The 15,195-nt window shown below is 57.2% G+C and carries 13 protein-coding genes; 7 read left to right on the top strand and 6 right to left on the bottom strand.

Annotated features, from left to right (window positions below):
* Positions 1 to 12 precede the first annotated feature (12 nt).
* From carB to kefC, 3 genes are all read left to right on the top strand, one after another.
* Positions 13 to 3,237 (top strand): carbamoyl-phosphate synthase large subunit, encoded by a 3,225-nt coding sequence (gene carB / locus OCH02_RS13880; RefSeq protein WP_135315069.1) that lies wholly within the window; start codon positions 13 to 15, stop codon positions 3,235 to 3,237.
* 180 nt (positions 3,238 to 3,417) lie between these two features.
* Positions 3,418 to 3,975: a glutathione-regulated potassium-efflux system oxidoreductase KefF gene (gene kefF / locus OCH02_RS13875; protein WP_261431728.1), complete on the top strand. Its 558-nt coding sequence runs from the start codon at positions 3,418 to 3,420 to the stop codon at positions 3,973 to 3,975.
* The gene (kefC, locus tag OCH02_RS13870; RefSeq protein WP_261431727.1) at positions 3,968 to 5,821 is read left to right on the top strand and encodes a glutathione-regulated potassium-efflux system protein KefC; all 1,854 of its coding nucleotides are present in this window, start codon (positions 3,968 to 3,970) and stop codon (positions 5,819 to 5,821) included. The genes kefF and kefC overlap by 8 nt, the downstream gene beginning before the upstream one ends.
* 234 nt (positions 5,822 to 6,055) lie before the next feature.
* Here kefC and OCH02_RS13865 read toward each other — a convergent pair whose 3' ends face one another.
* Positions 6,056 to 6,670 carry a LysE family translocator gene (locus OCH02_RS13865; RefSeq protein ID WP_261431726.1) on the bottom strand — a complete coding sequence of 205 codons (615 nt, stop codon included), beginning with the start codon at positions 6,668 to 6,670 and terminating at the stop codon, positions 6,056 to 6,058.
* 127 nt (positions 6,671 to 6,797) lie between these two features.
* On the opposite strand from OCH02_RS13865, the gene OCH02_RS13860 reads away from it, so the two are divergent.
* From OCH02_RS13860 to OCH02_RS13845, 4 genes are all read left to right on the top strand, one after another.
* The gene (locus OCH02_RS13860; protein WP_153860865.1) at positions 6,798 to 7,598 is read left to right on the top strand and encodes a threonine/serine exporter ThrE family protein; all 801 of its coding nucleotides are present in this window, start codon (positions 6,798 to 6,800) and stop codon (positions 7,596 to 7,598) included.
* Positions 7,595 to 8,059, top strand: a complete 465-nt coding sequence (locus tag OCH02_RS13855; RefSeq protein WP_261431724.1) for a threonine/serine exporter — start codon at positions 7,595 to 7,597, stop codon at positions 8,057 to 8,059. The genes OCH02_RS13860 and OCH02_RS13855 overlap by 4 nt, the downstream gene beginning before the upstream one ends.
* A gap of 142 nt (positions 8,060 to 8,201) precedes the next feature.
* Positions 8,202 to 8,684, top strand: a complete 483-nt coding sequence (gene folA / locus OCH02_RS13850; RefSeq protein ID WP_012005171.1) for a type 3 dihydrofolate reductase — start codon at positions 8,202 to 8,204, stop codon at positions 8,682 to 8,684.
* A 192-nt stretch (positions 8,685 to 8,876) separates the two neighbouring features.
* Entirely contained in the window at positions 8,877 to 10,766 is a 1,890-nt protein-coding gene (locus OCH02_RS13845; RefSeq protein ID WP_261431722.1) for a PhoX family protein, read from the top strand.
* Positions 10,767 to 10,805: 39 nt separating this feature from the next.
* Here the strand turns inward: OCH02_RS13845 and apaH are convergent, their stop codons facing one another.
* The 5 genes from apaH to surA are packed head-to-tail and all read right to left on the bottom strand — an operon-like array spanning position 10,806 to position 15,138.
* A complete protein-coding gene (gene apaH / locus OCH02_RS13840; RefSeq protein ID WP_261431721.1) occupies positions 10,806 to 11,657 on the bottom strand; it encodes a bis(5'-nucleosyl)-tetraphosphatase (symmetrical) ApaH in 852 nt (283 codons plus the stop codon).
* Between the two features lie 2 nt (positions 11,658 to 11,659).
* Positions 11,660 to 12,037 (bottom strand): Co2+/Mg2+ efflux protein ApaG, encoded by a 378-nt coding sequence (gene apaG, locus OCH02_RS13835; protein WP_012005174.1) that lies wholly within the window; start codon positions 12,035 to 12,037, stop codon positions 11,660 to 11,662.
* A 12-nt stretch (positions 12,038 to 12,049) separates the two neighbouring features.
* Positions 12,050 to 12,868 carry a 16S rRNA (adenine(1518)-N(6)/adenine(1519)-N(6))-dimethyltransferase RsmA gene (gene rsmA, locus OCH02_RS13830; protein ID WP_012005175.1) on the bottom strand — a complete coding sequence of 273 codons (819 nt, stop codon included), beginning with the start codon at positions 12,866 to 12,868 and terminating at the stop codon, positions 12,050 to 12,052.
* A complete protein-coding gene (pdxA, locus tag OCH02_RS13825) occupies positions 12,861 to 13,853 on the bottom strand; it encodes a 4-hydroxythreonine-4-phosphate dehydrogenase PdxA (protein WP_261431719.1) in 993 nt (330 codons plus the stop codon). Before pdxA ends, rsmA begins: the two co-directional genes overlap by 8 nt.
* Positions 13,840 to 15,138: a peptidylprolyl isomerase SurA gene (gene surA / locus OCH02_RS13820; RefSeq protein ID WP_261431718.1), complete on the bottom strand. Its 1,299-nt coding sequence runs from the start codon at positions 15,136 to 15,138 to the stop codon at positions 13,840 to 13,842. The genes pdxA and surA overlap by 14 nt, the downstream gene beginning before the upstream one ends.
* Between the last annotated feature and the right edge of the window lie 57 nt (positions 15,139 to 15,195).

Genomic DNA, 15,195 nt, shown 5'->3' with positions numbered 1-15,195 from the left:
GAGCAGTAAAAAATGCCAAAACGTACAGACATAAAAAGCATCCTGATCCTCGGCGCTGGCCCGATTGTTATCGGCCAGGCGTGTGAGTTCGACTACTCGGGTGCTCAGGCGTGTAAAGCGCTGCGCGAAGAGGGTTACCGCGTTATTTTGGTGAACTCCAACCCGGCTACCATCATGACTGACCCGGAAATGGCCGATGCGACCTACATCGAGCCGATTCACTGGAAAGTAGTACGCAAAATCATCGAAAAAGAGCGTCCGGATGCCGTGCTGCCGACCATGGGCGGCCAGACCGCACTGAACTGCGCGCTGGAGTTGGAACGTCAGGGCGTGCTGGCCGAATTTGGCGTGACCATGATTGGCGCCACCGCCGACGCGATCGATAAAGCCGAAGACCGTCGCCGTTTCGACGTGGCGATGAAGAAAATCGGCCTGGACACCGCGCGCTCCGGCATTGCGCACAATATGGAAGAAGCGCTGGCGGTTGCCGCTGACGTTGGCTTCCCGTGCATCATCCGCCCTTCCTTTACCATGGGCGGCAGCGGCGGCGGTATCGCCTATAACCGCGAAGAGTTCGAAGAGATCTGCGAACGCGGCCTGGATCTGTCACCGACCAAAGAGCTGCTGATTGACGAGTCGCTGATTGGCTGGAAAGAGTACGAGATGGAGGTGGTGCGCGATAAGAATGATAACTGCATCATCGTCTGCTCGATTGAAAACTTCGACGCCATGGGCATCCATACCGGTGACTCAATCACCGTGGCACCGGCGCAGACGCTGACCGACAAAGAATACCAAATCATGCGTAACGCCTCGATGGCGGTGCTGCGTGAAATCGGCGTGGAAACCGGTGGCTCCAACGTGCAGTTCTCGGTTAACCCGAAAACCGGCCGCCTGATCGTTATCGAAATGAACCCGCGCGTGTCCCGTTCCTCTGCGCTGGCATCGAAAGCCACCGGCTTCCCGATTGCCAAAATCGCCGCCAAGCTGGCGGTGGGCTATACCCTCGATGAACTGATGAACGACATCACCGGTGGCCGCACGCCAGCCTCGTTTGAACCGTCTATCGACTACGTGGTAACCAAAATTCCTCGTTTCAACTTCGAGAAATTTGCCGGTGCCAACGACCGTCTGACGACTCAAATGAAATCCGTCGGCGAAGTGATGGCGATTGGCCGCACCCAGCAAGAGTCGCTGCAAAAAGCGCTGCGCGGTCTGGAAGTGGGCGCCACCGGTTTTGACCCTAAAGTGAGCCTGGACGACCCGGAAGCGCTGACTAAAATCCGCCGTGAACTGAAAGATGCCGGTTCTGACCGCATCTGGTACATCGCCGATGCCTTCCGCGCCGGCCTGTCGGTGGACGGCGTATTCAACCTGACCAACGTCGACCGCTGGTTCCTGGTGCAGATTGAAGAACTGGTACGCCTGGAAGAGCAGGTGGCCGAAACCGGCATCAACGGTTTAACGCAAGAGTTCCTGCGCACCCTGAAGCGTAAAGGCTTCGCCGATGCGCGCCTGGCCACTCTGGCCGGCGTTGCCGAAAGCGAAATCCGCAAATTGCGCCACGGTTATGGGCTGCACCCGGTTTACAAGCGTGTGGATACCTGCGCGGCGGAATTCGCCACCGACACCGCTTACATGTACTCCACCTATGAAGAAGAGTGCGAGTCCAATCCGACCAATGACCGTCCGAAAATCATGGTGCTGGGCGGCGGTCCGAACCGTATCGGCCAGGGCATCGAGTTCGACTACTGCTGCGTACACGCCTCGCTGGCGCTGCGCGAAGACGGTTACGAGACCATTATGGTCAACTGTAACCCGGAAACCGTGTCTACCGACTACGACACTTCCGACCGTCTGTACTTCGAGCCGGTCACGCTGGAAGACGTGCTGGAAATCGTGCGTATCGAGAAGCCGAAAGGCGTGATCGTGCAGTACGGTGGTCAGACTCCGCTGAAGTTGGCGCGTGAGCTGGAAGCCGCAGGGGTGCCGATTATCGGTACCAGCCCGGATGCGATTGACCGCGCTGAAGACCGTGAGCGTTTCCAACAGGCGGTACAGCGTCTTGGTTTGAAACAGCCGGCTAACGCCACTGTCGCCACCATCGAACAGGCGGTAGAAAAGGCAGCCGGTATCGGTTACCCGCTGGTGGTTCGTCCTTCCTACGTACTGGGCGGCCGCGCGATGGAAATCGTCTACGATGACATCGACCTGCGCCGTTACTTCCAGAACGCGGTTAGCGTTTCTAACGACGCGCCAGTGCTGCTGGACCGCTTCCTGGATGACGCGGTAGAAGTCGACGTCGACGCGATTTGCGACGGCGAACGGGTGCTGATTGGCGGCATCATGGAACACATCGAACAGGCGGGTGTGCACTCCGGTGACTCCGCGTGCTCACTGCCGGCCTACACCCTGAGCAAAGAGATTCAGGACGTGATGCGTCAGCAGGTTGAGAAACTGGCGTTCGAGCTGCAGGTTCGTGGTCTGATGAACGTGCAGTTTGCGGTGAAGAACAACGAAGTCTATCTGATTGAAGTCAACCCACGTGCTGCGCGTACTGTGCCATTCGTCTCCAAGGCGACCGGTGTTCAGTTGGCCAAGGTGGCGGCACGCGTGATGGCAGGAAAAACGTTGGCCGAGCAGGGCGTAACGGAAGAAGTTATCCCGCCTTACTACTCGGTGAAAGAAGTGGTGCTGCCGTTCAACAAGTTCCCGGGCGTCGACCCGATTTTAGGGCCGGAAATGCGCTCTACCGGGGAAGTGATGGGCGTTGGCCGTACCTTCGCAGAAGCCTTCTCCAAGGCGATGCTCGGTAGCCAGTCAGGCATGAAGAAACAGGGCCGTGCACTGCTGTCGGTACGTGAAGGTGATAAAGCCCGGGTGGTGGATCTGGCGGCAAGCCTGCTGAAACAGGGCTTTGAACTGGATGCGACCCACGGAACCGCCGTGGTACTGGGCGAAGCGGGGATTAACCCGCGCCTGGTCAACAAGGTGCATGAAGGCCGCCCGCACATTCAGGACCGTATCAAGAATGGCGAGTACACCTACATCGTTAACACCACGGCAGGTCGTCAGGCGATTGAGGATTCCAAGCTGATTCGCCGCAGTGCGCTGCAGTACAAGGTGCATTACGACACCACCCTGAACGGCGGCTTCGCCACCGCGATGGCGCTGAAGGCCGACCCGACCGAACAGGTGACTTCGGTGCAGGAGATGCACGCACGCATCGCCAAGTAATCAGATGATGCCGTAAGTCCCAGGGCGCTGCAGTTGCAGCGCCCTTATTTTTTTAACTCGTTCAGTGAATTTGTTGTCGTGAATTAGAAATTTCCGCTATCAATCATTCAGCAAACTGTCACTCTGTGTGATTGGTATATGCTTGATATATTGGCAAGGAACGAAGGAACGACGACAACCATGATCCTGATAATTTACGCCCATCCTTACCCCCGGCATTCCCATGCCAACCACCGTCTGTTACAGGCGGTCAAGGATCTTCCCGAGGTGGAAGTCCGTTCGTTGTATGAGCTGTATCCCGATTTCAATATTGATATCAATGCCGAACAGCGCGCGCTGGAGCGTGCCGATCTGGTGGTGCTGCAGCATCCGATGCAGTGGTACAGCCAACCGCCGTTGCTGAAACTGTGGATCGACAAGGTGCTGGAGCACGGTTGGGCCTATGGCCATGAAGGCGATGCCCTGGTGGGCAAAGATGTCCTGTGGGCAGTAACCAGCGGGGGGGATGAGCACCATTTCGAACTGGGTGATTACCCCAACTTTGCCGCTCTGGGGCAGCCGCTGCAGGCCACGGCGCTGTATTGCGGGATGAACTGGCAGCCCTATTTTGCCGTGCATAACACCTTTACCTGCAATGAACCGGCGCTGATTGCCGCCGGTGAGGCCTACCGGCGGCGGCTGGTAGACTACCTGATGGAACACAGTGAACCGGCGGAGCAGGGAGTCGAGCATGGATAATCACCATATGATGATTGAGGGGCTGATCTATCTGGGATCGGCCGCGCTGTTCGTACCAATAGCGGTGCGGCTGGGCTTGGGGTCGGTACTGGGTTATCTGATAGCCGGCTGCATTATCGGCCCTTGGGGGCTGAAACTGGTCTCTGATGCCGAGTCGATCCTCACCTTTGCCGAAATTGGCGTGGTGCTGATGCTGTTTATCATCGGGCTGGAGCTGGATCCGAAGCGGCTGTGGACTTTGCGTGCTTCGGTGTTTGGCGGCGGTATTATCCAGATGGCCGCTTGTGGGCTGGCATTGAGCGCCTTTTGCTATTTCCTTGGGCTGGACTGGAAGGTGGCGCTGCTGATTGGCCTGACGCTGGCGTTGTCCTCTACGGCGATAGCCATGCAGGCAATGAGTGAACGTAACCTGACGCCGTCACCGATAGGTCGCAGCGCCTTTGCCGCCCTGTTATTCCAGGATATCGCGGCGATCCCGCTGGTAGCGATGATCCCATTGTTGGCCAGCAGCGGCGCCGTCACCACGTTAGCGACCTTCGCCCTGTCGGCGGCCAAGGTCGTCGGCGCGCTGGTGATTGTGGTGCTGCTCGGCCGCTATGTGACCCGGCCGCTGCTGCACTTTGTCGCCCGCTCCGGCATGCGTGAAGTCTTTAGCGCCGTGGCGCTGTTCCTGGTGTTCGGTTTTGGCATTCTGCTGGAAATGGCCGGGCTGTCGATGGCGATGGGGGCTTTCCTTGCCGGGGTGATGTTGGCGAGTTCTGAATACCGCCATGCGTTGGAAAGTGATATTCAGCCGTTTAAGGGCCTGCTGCTCGGGCTGTTCTTTATCGGTGTCGGCATGTCGATCGACTTCGGTACCTTGTTCCATCATCCGCTGTTGATTGCCTCACTGCTGCTGGGCTTTATGCTGATCAAGGCGGCGCTGTTGTGGTTGATTGCTCCCTGGCTCGGCGTGCCGAAGCGTCAGCGCGGGATGTTTGCCATTTTGTTAGGTCAGGGCAGTGAGTTTGCCTTTGTTATCTTCGGGGCCGCACAGTTGGCCGGGGTATTGCCGCCGGAGTGGGCAAAATCTTTGACGCTGGCGGTGGCCTTGTCGATGGCGGTGACGCCGTTGTTGCTGGTGGTGGCGGCAAGGATTGAGAAAAACGCGCCGAAAGATGAACGACCGGCGGATGAAATTGATGATGAGAATGCCAGCGTTATCATTGCCGGCTTTGGCCGTTTCGGCCAGATCGCCGGCCGTTTGCTGTTGGCCAATGGTGTCCATACCGTGGTGTTGGATCACGACCCGGACCATATTGAAACGCTGCGTAAGTTCGATACCAAGGTGTTTTATGGCGATGCCACCCGCGCCGATCTGCTGGAGGCCGCAGGCGCCGAGCATGCCAAGGTATTGATCAATGCTATCGATGATGTCGAGGCCAATCTGCAATTGACCGAACTGGCCAAGCGGCACTTCCCGCACCTGAAGGTGGTGGCGCGAGCTCGTGACGTCGATCACTGGTATCAGTTGCGTCAATTAGGGGTGGAAAAACCGGAGCGTGAAACCTTTGAAAGCTCGCTGCGCGTTGGCCGTGAAACGCTGGAACTGTTGGGGCTGGATGCCTACGAGGCGCGCGAAAAAGCCGATACCTTCCGGCGCTACAACCTGAAAATGCTCGAGGAAACGCTGGAGAATTATCAGGATACCGAATTCCGTCTCGCCGGTCTGCAACGGGCCAAAGAGATGCTCAGCGCGGCTATCGAGCAGGATCAGAATCGGCTGGCACGGGTCCAGCAGAGCGGCTGGCGGGGCAGTATTGACGGCAAGGCCCCAGAGGATGAGGTGGTAGAAGCCAAGGGGTAAACATTGAAAGTTGTTTGTTAGCTTGAGATACCCGGGCCTAGCGCACCGTGGGGCCATTATGGGACACATCCATGTGCCCCACCCTACGGGCCGACTGGAAGTCGTTCTAATTTGCTCCCGGCAAATTGGTCGGCGGCCAAGGCCGCTACGACCCCATCGGCACGCTCTCCCTAATAACTGGCTTTATCAGTAGTCTGTGGGCGCAGCACGGTGCTGCGCCTCACTCGGGAAGGGTTAGCTCAGTGCGACCTTGATGCCCAGGGCAATCAACATGCCGCCCAATAATTTATCCACTATCTTCTGGGTCTTTTCCAGCCCGCGACGCACCGGGCCACTTTGGATCAGGAACACCAGCGCTGGCCACCACAGGACGGACAGGCCAAGGATAATCCCCGCGTACCACAGCTTTTCACCCAATCCAGAGTCGATCTGCAATACCTGAGTGAATACCGCCAGGAAGAACAGCGTGGCCTTCGGATTGAGCAGATTACACAGATAGCCTTGCACAAAGGCACTTCTCAGGCTCACCTGCTGCTGCGGTAAATTGCTGACGTTCATTTTGCCGCCACCGCGTGACAACAGCGCCTGAATACCAATCCAGACCAGATAGGCCGCACCGGCGTATTTCAGCACGTTGAACAGCCATGGCGTGGTGGTGATCACCACCGCCAGCCCGGCAACGCAGTAAGACATATGGGTTGCGACGCCGCAGATCACGCCTAGAGCGGTCATCATGGCAGCCAACCGCGGATAGCGGGCGGCATTCTTGATCACCATGAAAAAATCCGGGCCGGGCGACAGCATCCCCAGGGTGGCAATACCGGCAACGAACAGCGAAGTTTCAAGCATGATTTGACTCTCTGCACAAAAGGCCTAATTGCGCTGATAATAACGCCGCTTCTCCTGATGCGCATCAACCAAATGAGGTAATGTTTGGCAATAAGATGAACTTTATTTTGATGAGCCAGAGGCCCCCATGCAGCAGCCGACCACCACCGACCTGCCGCCGCCGCAGCGGCAACAGCGTGAAATCACCCGCCTGTGTATTCAATGCGCCTTGCTGTTGTTACAGCACGGGGCGGAAAGCATGGTGGTGGAGCAATTGTCGACCCGGCTGGGGCTGGCGTTAGGCATGGACAGCGTGGAAAGTTCGATATCGGCCAACGCGGTGGTGTTGACTACCCTCAGTCACGGTGAATGCCTGACCACGACGCGCAAGAACGTCGATCGCGGCATCAATATGCAGATGGTGACCGAGGTGCAGCATATCGTTATTTTGGCGGAGCACCGGCTGGCGGACGCACACGACGTGGCCCGCCGCCTGCAAAAAATCCGTCCGTTACGCTATCCGCGCTGGCTGGTGGTGTTGATGGTGGCACTGTCTTGCGGTTGCTTCAGCATGCTCAACGGTGGCGATCAAAAAGCCTTTGCCGTGACCTTTATCGCCAGCGGCCTGGCCATGTCGGTACGCCAAATGCTGACGGCCCGCCACATGAATCCGCTGATCAATTTTTGCCTGACAGCGTTTGTCGCCACCTCGGTTTCCGGTTTGTTGCTCCGGCTGCCGGTGTTCAGCCAAACCTCTACGGTGGCGATGGCTGCCAGCGTGTTGCTGCTGGTGCCGGGGTTCCCGCTGATTAACGCAGTGGCGGACATGTTCAAAGGTCACATCAATACCGGGTTGGCGCGTTGGGCGATGGCCAGCCTGTTGACGCTGGCGACCTGCATTGGCGTGGTGATGGCAATGTCGCTGTGGGATCTGCGGGGGTGGTCATGAATCTGCTTTGGGATTTGCTGCAGGACATGCTGCTGGCGGCGGTACCGGCGCTGGGTTTTGCCATGGTATTCAACGTCCCGGTGCGCGCGCTGCGTTATTGTGCGTTGCTTGGCGCAGTAGGCCACGGTTCACGTATGCTGCTGATGCACGCAGGAATGAACATCGAATGGGCCACGTTTTTGGCGGCGATTTTGATCGGCATGATCGGCATTTACTGGTCGCGCTGGCTGTTGGCGCACCCGAAGGTGTTTACCGTGGCGGCGGTGATCCCGATGTTCCCGGGTATCTCGGCCTATACCGCGATGATCTCGGTGGTGGAAATTTCGCATCTGGGGTACAGCGAGGCGCTGATGGCCACCTTGATGAGCAACTTTCTCAAAGCCTGTTTTATCGTCGGTGCGTTATCGATCGGGCTGTCGTTACCCGGGCTGTGGCTGTACCGGAAACGCCCTGGCGTTTAAGCATGACCAGCCGGAAAAATTGAGTATTAGATATACTGATAAGAGCTATCTTATATATTCATATTGCTTGATTAGCCTATCGACGCCAGTTGGGGCTTTACGTATAGTGTGAGCAATTTTGCTGCCTACACAGGGTTTAACAATGATTATCAGCCTGATCGCTGCCTTGGCGGCGGATCGCGTTATTGGCATGGAAAACGCCATGCCGTGGCACCTGCCGGCGGACTTAGCGTGGTTTAAACGTAACACGCTGAATAAACCGGTGATTATGGGCCGTAAAACTTTCGAGTCGATTGGTCGTCCGTTGCCGGGCCGCCATAACATCGTGTTAAGCAGCCGCGCCGGCACCGATGCCGGGGTGACCTGGGCCACGTCTATCGACGAAGCGCTGGCCGCTGCCGGGGATGTGGAAGAAGTGATGGTGATCGGCGGTGGGCGTATCTACAGCCAATTCCTGGCACGTGCCAATCGCATGTATCTGACGCATATCGATGCCGAAGTCGGTGGCGACGCCCATTTCCCGGACTATGAGCCGGATGAATGGGAAACGTCGTTCAGCGAATTCCACGATGCTGACGAAGTGAATTCTCACAGCTATTGCTTCGAGATTTTAGAACACCGTTAATTTCCGGGCGTTAGTTGTTCTTCCTGAGGGCGCAATTTCTTGCGCCCTTTGTCGTTTCTGCGGCAAACCTGCGCCAGCTTCTGATTGTAACATTTTCGTCACACTTCCTGATTAGTATGAAGCCCAACTCTGAGCGCCCGGCAACTCTGGTGAATCTTGACTGCGGCGCCATTTAAAAAAGGAAGCAAAGCAATGACGAGCAAAATTGAGCAATTAGATGCCGACCGCCTGACCGATCCCACCCGTCGTAAACTGCTGTTGGGCAGTGCCGGAGCCGTAGGCCTGGCCGGTTTCCTCGGCGGTGGTATCTGGACGGTTTCCGCCGAAGCGCTGGCCGAGGATCTACCGCCGAACAAGCTGCTGGGTTTCAAAGGCATTGCGGCCTCAACGGCAGATGAGGTGGTGATTGCACCGGGGTACCGCGCCGAGGTGCTGATCTCCTGGGGTGAGCCACTGGTAGAGGGCGCTGCCGCTTTTGACCCGCAGGGCAACAACAGTGCCGCCGACCAGGAAAAGCAGTTCGGCGACAATAACGATGGCATGAGCTTCTTCCCGATTGATGATAATCACGGCGTAATGGCCATCAACAACGAATATGTTAACGAGCAGTATCTGTTTGCCCATGGCGGCAGCAAGGCCACCAGTCTGGAAGATGTGCGTAAATCGCAGGCCGCGCACGGTGTTTCCATCGTGGCGGTAAAACGCGCCGGTGACAGCCAGCGATGGGAAGTCGAACGTCCTTCGCGCTATAACCGCCGTATCACGGCCAACACCGAGATGCAGTTCAGCGGCCCAGCCGCCGGCCATGTATTGCTGCAAACGGCAGCCGACCCGACCGGGCGCAAAGTGCTGGGCACCTTCGGCAACTGCGCCAACGGTAAAACGCCCTGGGGCACTTACCTGACCTGTGAAGAGAACTTCGATACCTATTTTGGCACCCATCAGGCCGACTATAAGACCACGGCGGATCAAAAGCGCTATACGCTAAAAGTCAGCGAACCGGAACGCAACTGGCCGGATTACGACGAGCGTTTTGACGTGGCGAAGAACCCGAATGAATTTAACCGCCACGGCTGGATCGTCGAAATCGACCCGATGAATCCGACCTCGACGCCAATCAAACACACGGCGTTGGGCCGCTTCAAACATGAAAATGCTGCGGTAACCGTTGCCAAGGATGGTCGCCTGGTGGTTTACATGGGCGACGATGAGCGTGGTGAGCACATCTACAAGTATGTTTCCAAAGGCGTGGTCGACGTGGCTAACCCGGCTAACAACCGCAGCCTGCTGGACGAGGGCACGCTGTATGTGGCGCAGTTTGACGGAGATGCTGCCGGCACGCCGTTGAAAGGCACCGGGCGCTGGGTTGCCCTGGAGTTCGGCAAAAATGGCCTGACGCCGGAAAACGGTTTCCGTGATGAGGGCGAAGTGCTGATCTTCGCCCGCAAGGCCGCGGCACAGGTGGGCGCCACCAAAATGGACCGTCCGGAATGGATCGCAGTCAATCCGCATGATGGTCGTGCCTACTGCACACTGACCAACAACAGCAAGCGCGGCGAAGAAGGCATGCCATTGAACGCGGCTAACCCACGTCCGAACAATGTCTATGGCCAAATTATCCGTTGGGATGAGGGTGGCGATGCTACGGCGGCATCCTTTACCTGGGATATTTATGCGCTATGCGGCAACCCGATTGCGCACCCGGAAGGGGTGAACCGCGGTACGCCAAACATTACGGCAGACAATACCTTTAACAGCCCGGACGGGTTGGGTTTTGATAAGGCCGGCCGTCTGTGGATCCTCACCGACGGTAAATACAGTAACAAGGGCGACTATACCGGGCAGGGGAATAATCAGATGCTGGTGGGCGATCCCCTCAGTGGCGAGATCCGCCGCTTTATGGTCGGGCCAAAGTCGTGCGAGCTGACCGGGATTACCTTCACGCCGGATTATAAGACGATGTTCGTCAACGTTCAGCATCCGGGGGAAGAAGGAGATTCGCATTTCCCGAACAATAGTCCTCGCCCGCGCTCATCAGTATTGATGATTACGCGTGAAGACGGTGGGGTTATCGGGGCTTAACCAGAAAACAGCGGGGCGGCGTTGACCGCCTCGGCTTGATTATGACGCTGCCTGCTGATGCACGCCGTCCAGCAGATCCCGGCGATTGGCCGGTTGGGTAAAGTACTGGCGGTCTTCCCAGCGCAGCATGGTCAGGTCGCCTCCCCAGCAGCAGCCGGTATCGAGGCCAATAACGCCTGCCGGTGTACCTCTGCCTTCCAGTGATGCCCAGTGACCAAAGATAATGGTGTAGTCGGCATCGACCAATCGTGGCAATTCAAACCAGGGTTTGAGCGGCGCAGGCGCGGTGCCTGGCGCATCTTTGCAGATCATGTCGAGCTGGCCATTCGGGAAGCAGTAACGCATGCGCGTCAGGGCATTGGTGCTGAAACGCAAGCGCGCCAGCCCACTCAGTTCCGGGCTCCAGTTGTTCGGCATATCGCCGTACATGGCATCAAGAAACAGTGGGTAGCTGTCGCTGCTCAGTACCGCTTCCACTTCACGGGCGCACAGTTGTGCGGTTTCAATGTCCCACTGCGGTGTGAGACCGGCATGCGCCATCACCAGTTTGAGTTGTTCATCCACCTGCAATACCGGTTGGCGGCGCAGCCAGTTGATCAATTCATCGGCGTCCGGGGCTTCTAACAGCGGGGTGATACGGTCTTTGGGCTTGTTGCGGCTGATGCCGGCGTAGACCGCCAGCAGGTGCAGGTCGTGGTTGCCCAACACCATGCGTACCGCAGGGCCGAGTGAACGCACGTAGCGCAATACATCCAGTGAACCGGGGCCGCGGGCGACCAAATCGCCGGTCAGCCACAGCTGGTCATGCTGAGGATCGAAAGCCACCTGGGCCAATAGCGATTTCAGTTCATCAAAACAGCCATGAACGTCGCCGATAAGATATGTCGACATAATTAGTGAATCAGCGTTGGAATGGCTAAGCGGAACACCGGAATGGCGGTCTGGAACGGCTGACCCTGATGATCAACCATTTCGTAATGGCCTTCCATGGTACCCAATGGCGTTTCCAGGATCGCGCCGCTGGTGTATTGGAATTCTCCACCGGGCGGGATGAGCGGCTGTTCGCCGACGACGCCTTCGCCCTGAACTTCGGTCTGACGGCCATTGCTGTTGGTGATCAGCCAGTAGCGGCCCAGCAGTTGCACATTGAAACGCCCCAGGTTGCGGATGGTGATGGTATAAGCGAAGACGTAACGTTCTTCCTCAGGTATCGACTGTGATTCCACATAGACACTTTGTACCTGAATACATACGCGGGGCGAATCAATCATGACCACTACTCCTTATTGCTGCGGCGCGGGATTGGCTGAAAGCCAGTTGGCCAGCTTACAGTATTGCGCCACAGAAATATTCTCTGCTCTCAGTATCGGATCGATACCCAACTCCGTCAGTTGCTCTGGGGTAAACAGGTCGCCCAGGCTGTTACGGACGGTTTTCCGGCGTTGGTTGAACGCCTGAGTGGTAATACGGCTCAGCATCCGCACGTCACCCACCGGGTTCGGGTTCACCAGGTGTGGCACCAGACGTACCACGGCGGAATCCACTTTCGGCGCCGGGGTGAAGGAGGTCGGTGGCACTTCCAGCACCGGAATAACGTTGCAGTAGTACTGCGCCATTACGGTCAAACGCCCGTAGGCCTTGCTGTTCGGACCGGCAACCAGGCGGTTAACCACTTCTTTCTGCAACATAAAGTGCATGTCGCGAATGGCCTGAGTATAGCTGAAAAGGTGGAACATCAGCGGCGTCGAAATGTTATACGGCAGGTTACCAAACACGCGCAGCGGCTGGCCAGCCTGTTCGGCCATTTCGGCAAAGTTCACCGTCATGGCATCTTGCTGGTGAATGGTCAGTTTGTCTTTCAGCTGTGGATGATTTGCCAGGCGGGCCGCCAGGTCGCGGTCCAGCTCAATCACCGTCATGCGATCCATTCGTGCGCCGACCGGCTCGGTCAGGGCACCCAGACCGGGGCCGATTTCAACCACCGCTTCACCCGGCATCGGGTGAATGGCGGAGACAATGCTGTCGATGACAAACTGATCGGTTAAAAAGTTCTGTCCAAAGCGTTTGCGGGCAAAGTGCCCTTGGTGGACTTTATTATTCATTACAATTAATTATCATTTTAATGGCGAGATTCAAGGCCGTTTTAAAACTGCCTGCATCGGCGGTGCCGGTGCCGGCCAGTTCCAAAGCGGTACCGTGGTCGACCGAGGTACGGATAAAAGGCAAACCGAGGGTAATATTTACCGCCCGGCCGAACCCTTGGTATTTTAGCACCGGCAGACCCTGATCGTGATACATCGCCAGCACAGCATCGGCATGTTGCAGATACTTGGGCTGGAACAGGGTGTCTGCCGGCAGTGGGCCGATAAGAGTAATACCTTCAGCACGCAGCGCGTCGAGCGCCGGGATGATGGTATCTATCTCTTCACGCCCCATATGGCCGCCTTCCCCGGCATGCGGGTTCAAGCCGCAGACGTAGATCTGCGGTTTGGCGAGGCCAAATTTGGTTTTCAGGTCGTGGTCGAGAATGCGGATGACTTCATGCAGGCTTTGCCGGGTGATAGCGCCAGGCACCGCCAGTAAAGGCAGGTGGGTGGTCGCCAGCGCCACGCGCAGCTCTTCGGTCGCCAACATCATCACCACGCGATCGCAATGGCTACGATCGGCAAAGAATTCGGTATGGCCAATGAACGGCACGCCGGCGTCGTTGATGACGCCCTTGTTCACCGGGCCGGTGATCAGCGCGGCGAATTCACCGTTCAGACAACCGTCGCAGGCACGCGCCAAAGTTTCTACCACGTAGGCGCTGTTACCTACGTTCAACTCACCCGCAACTACCGGATGCGCGGTAGCGACCGGCAATACCGTCAAGGTACCCGCGCGCTGCGGCTGAGCAGGTTGCTGTGGCTGATAGGTGCGCAGTTGCAGCGGCAGGTCTAACTGCCGGGCGCGTTCAAGCAACAAGGCCGGATCCGCGCACACCACCAGTTCAACAGGCCAATCCTGTTGCGCCAGCGCTGCCACCAAATCCGGCCCAACCCCGGCAGGCTCGCCGGGGGTGATTACGATACGATTATTGTTGTGCATTACCGTCAAGGATCTTCACGTAAGCCTGAGCACGTTGTTCCTGCATCCAGGTCTGCGCTTCTTCAGCAAACTTGCGGTTGAACAGCATGCGATAAGCGCGATCTTTCTGCGCCGCATCGGTTTTGTCTACCTGACGCGTATCCAGCAACTGAATCAGGTGCCAGCCGAAGGAAGAGTGCACCGGTTGGCTGACTTCGCCTTTGCTCAGCTTCATCAACGCGTCGCGGAAGGCCGGATCGTAGATGTCTGGAGAAGCCCAGCCCAGATCGCCGCCCTGCAATGCAGAACCTGGATCCTGAGAAAGCTGTTTGGCTTCGTCAGCAAACTTGGCGCGGCCGCTCTTGATTTCTGCAGCAACGGCTTGCAGTTTTGCACGCGCCTGATCGTCGGTCAGCACCACAGAAGGTTTCAGCAGAATGTGACGAGCGTGAACCTCGGTAACCGACACTGACTGGTTGGCACCACGGATATCATTCACTTTCAGGATGTGGAAGCCGACGCCGGAACGGATTGGCCCAACCACATCGCCTTTTTTGGCGTTAACCAGTCTTTCGGCGAACAGGGTCGGGATCTCCTGCAGCTTGCCCCAGCCCATGTTGCCGCCTTTCAGCGCCTGGGAGTCGGCAGAGTAGGAGATTGCCAGCTTGCCGAAATCGGCGCCGCCGTTGATTTCACCCATCAGTTTTTTAGCCAGGGCTTCCGCGTCGTCTACCTGCGCCTGCGACGGGTTTTCCGGCAGCGGGATCAGGATGTGACTGATGTTCATTTCGGTATCGCTACCGTTCTGGGCACCAACCTGAGCGGCCAGTGAGTCCACTTCCTGCGGCAGGATAGTGACGCGGCGGCGCACTTCGTTGTTACGCACCTCAGAAATCAGCATTTCCTTGCGGATCTGCGAACGGTAGGTGTTGTAGTTCAGGCCTTCATACGCCAGACGGCTGCGCATCTGATCGATGCTCATTTTGTTCTGTGCGGCGATGTTGCCGATGGCTTTGTCCAGATCGGCGTCAGAAACGTTGATCCCCATTTTCTTGGCCATCTGCAGCTGGATGTTATCCATAATCAGGCGCTCAAGGATCTGGTGACGAAGCGTTTTGTCATCCGGCAATTGCTGGCCGGCCTGCTGTGCATTGAGTTTCACCGACTGCAACAGGGTGCTTACGTCGCTCTCAAGAACCACGCCGTTATCCACGACGGCGGCAACTTTATCCACTTCTTGGGGTGCTGCGAACGCGGTATTGGCACAAACCACCAATCCGAGAATAAGCGTTCTCCAGTTCTTCATACATTTCCCATTATGTAATCCGCAAATGCGGGTTAAAGTTCTCGTTTTCAAAGTGTT

Origin of the sequence: Serratia quinivorans, assembly GCF_946227985.1 — a bacterium.
Lineage (GTDB): Bacteria > Pseudomonadota > Gammaproteobacteria > Enterobacterales > Enterobacteriaceae > Serratia > Serratia quinivorans_A.
Note: the sequence above shows the minus strand (reverse complement) of the source record. Positions and strands in the feature narration are given on the sequence as shown.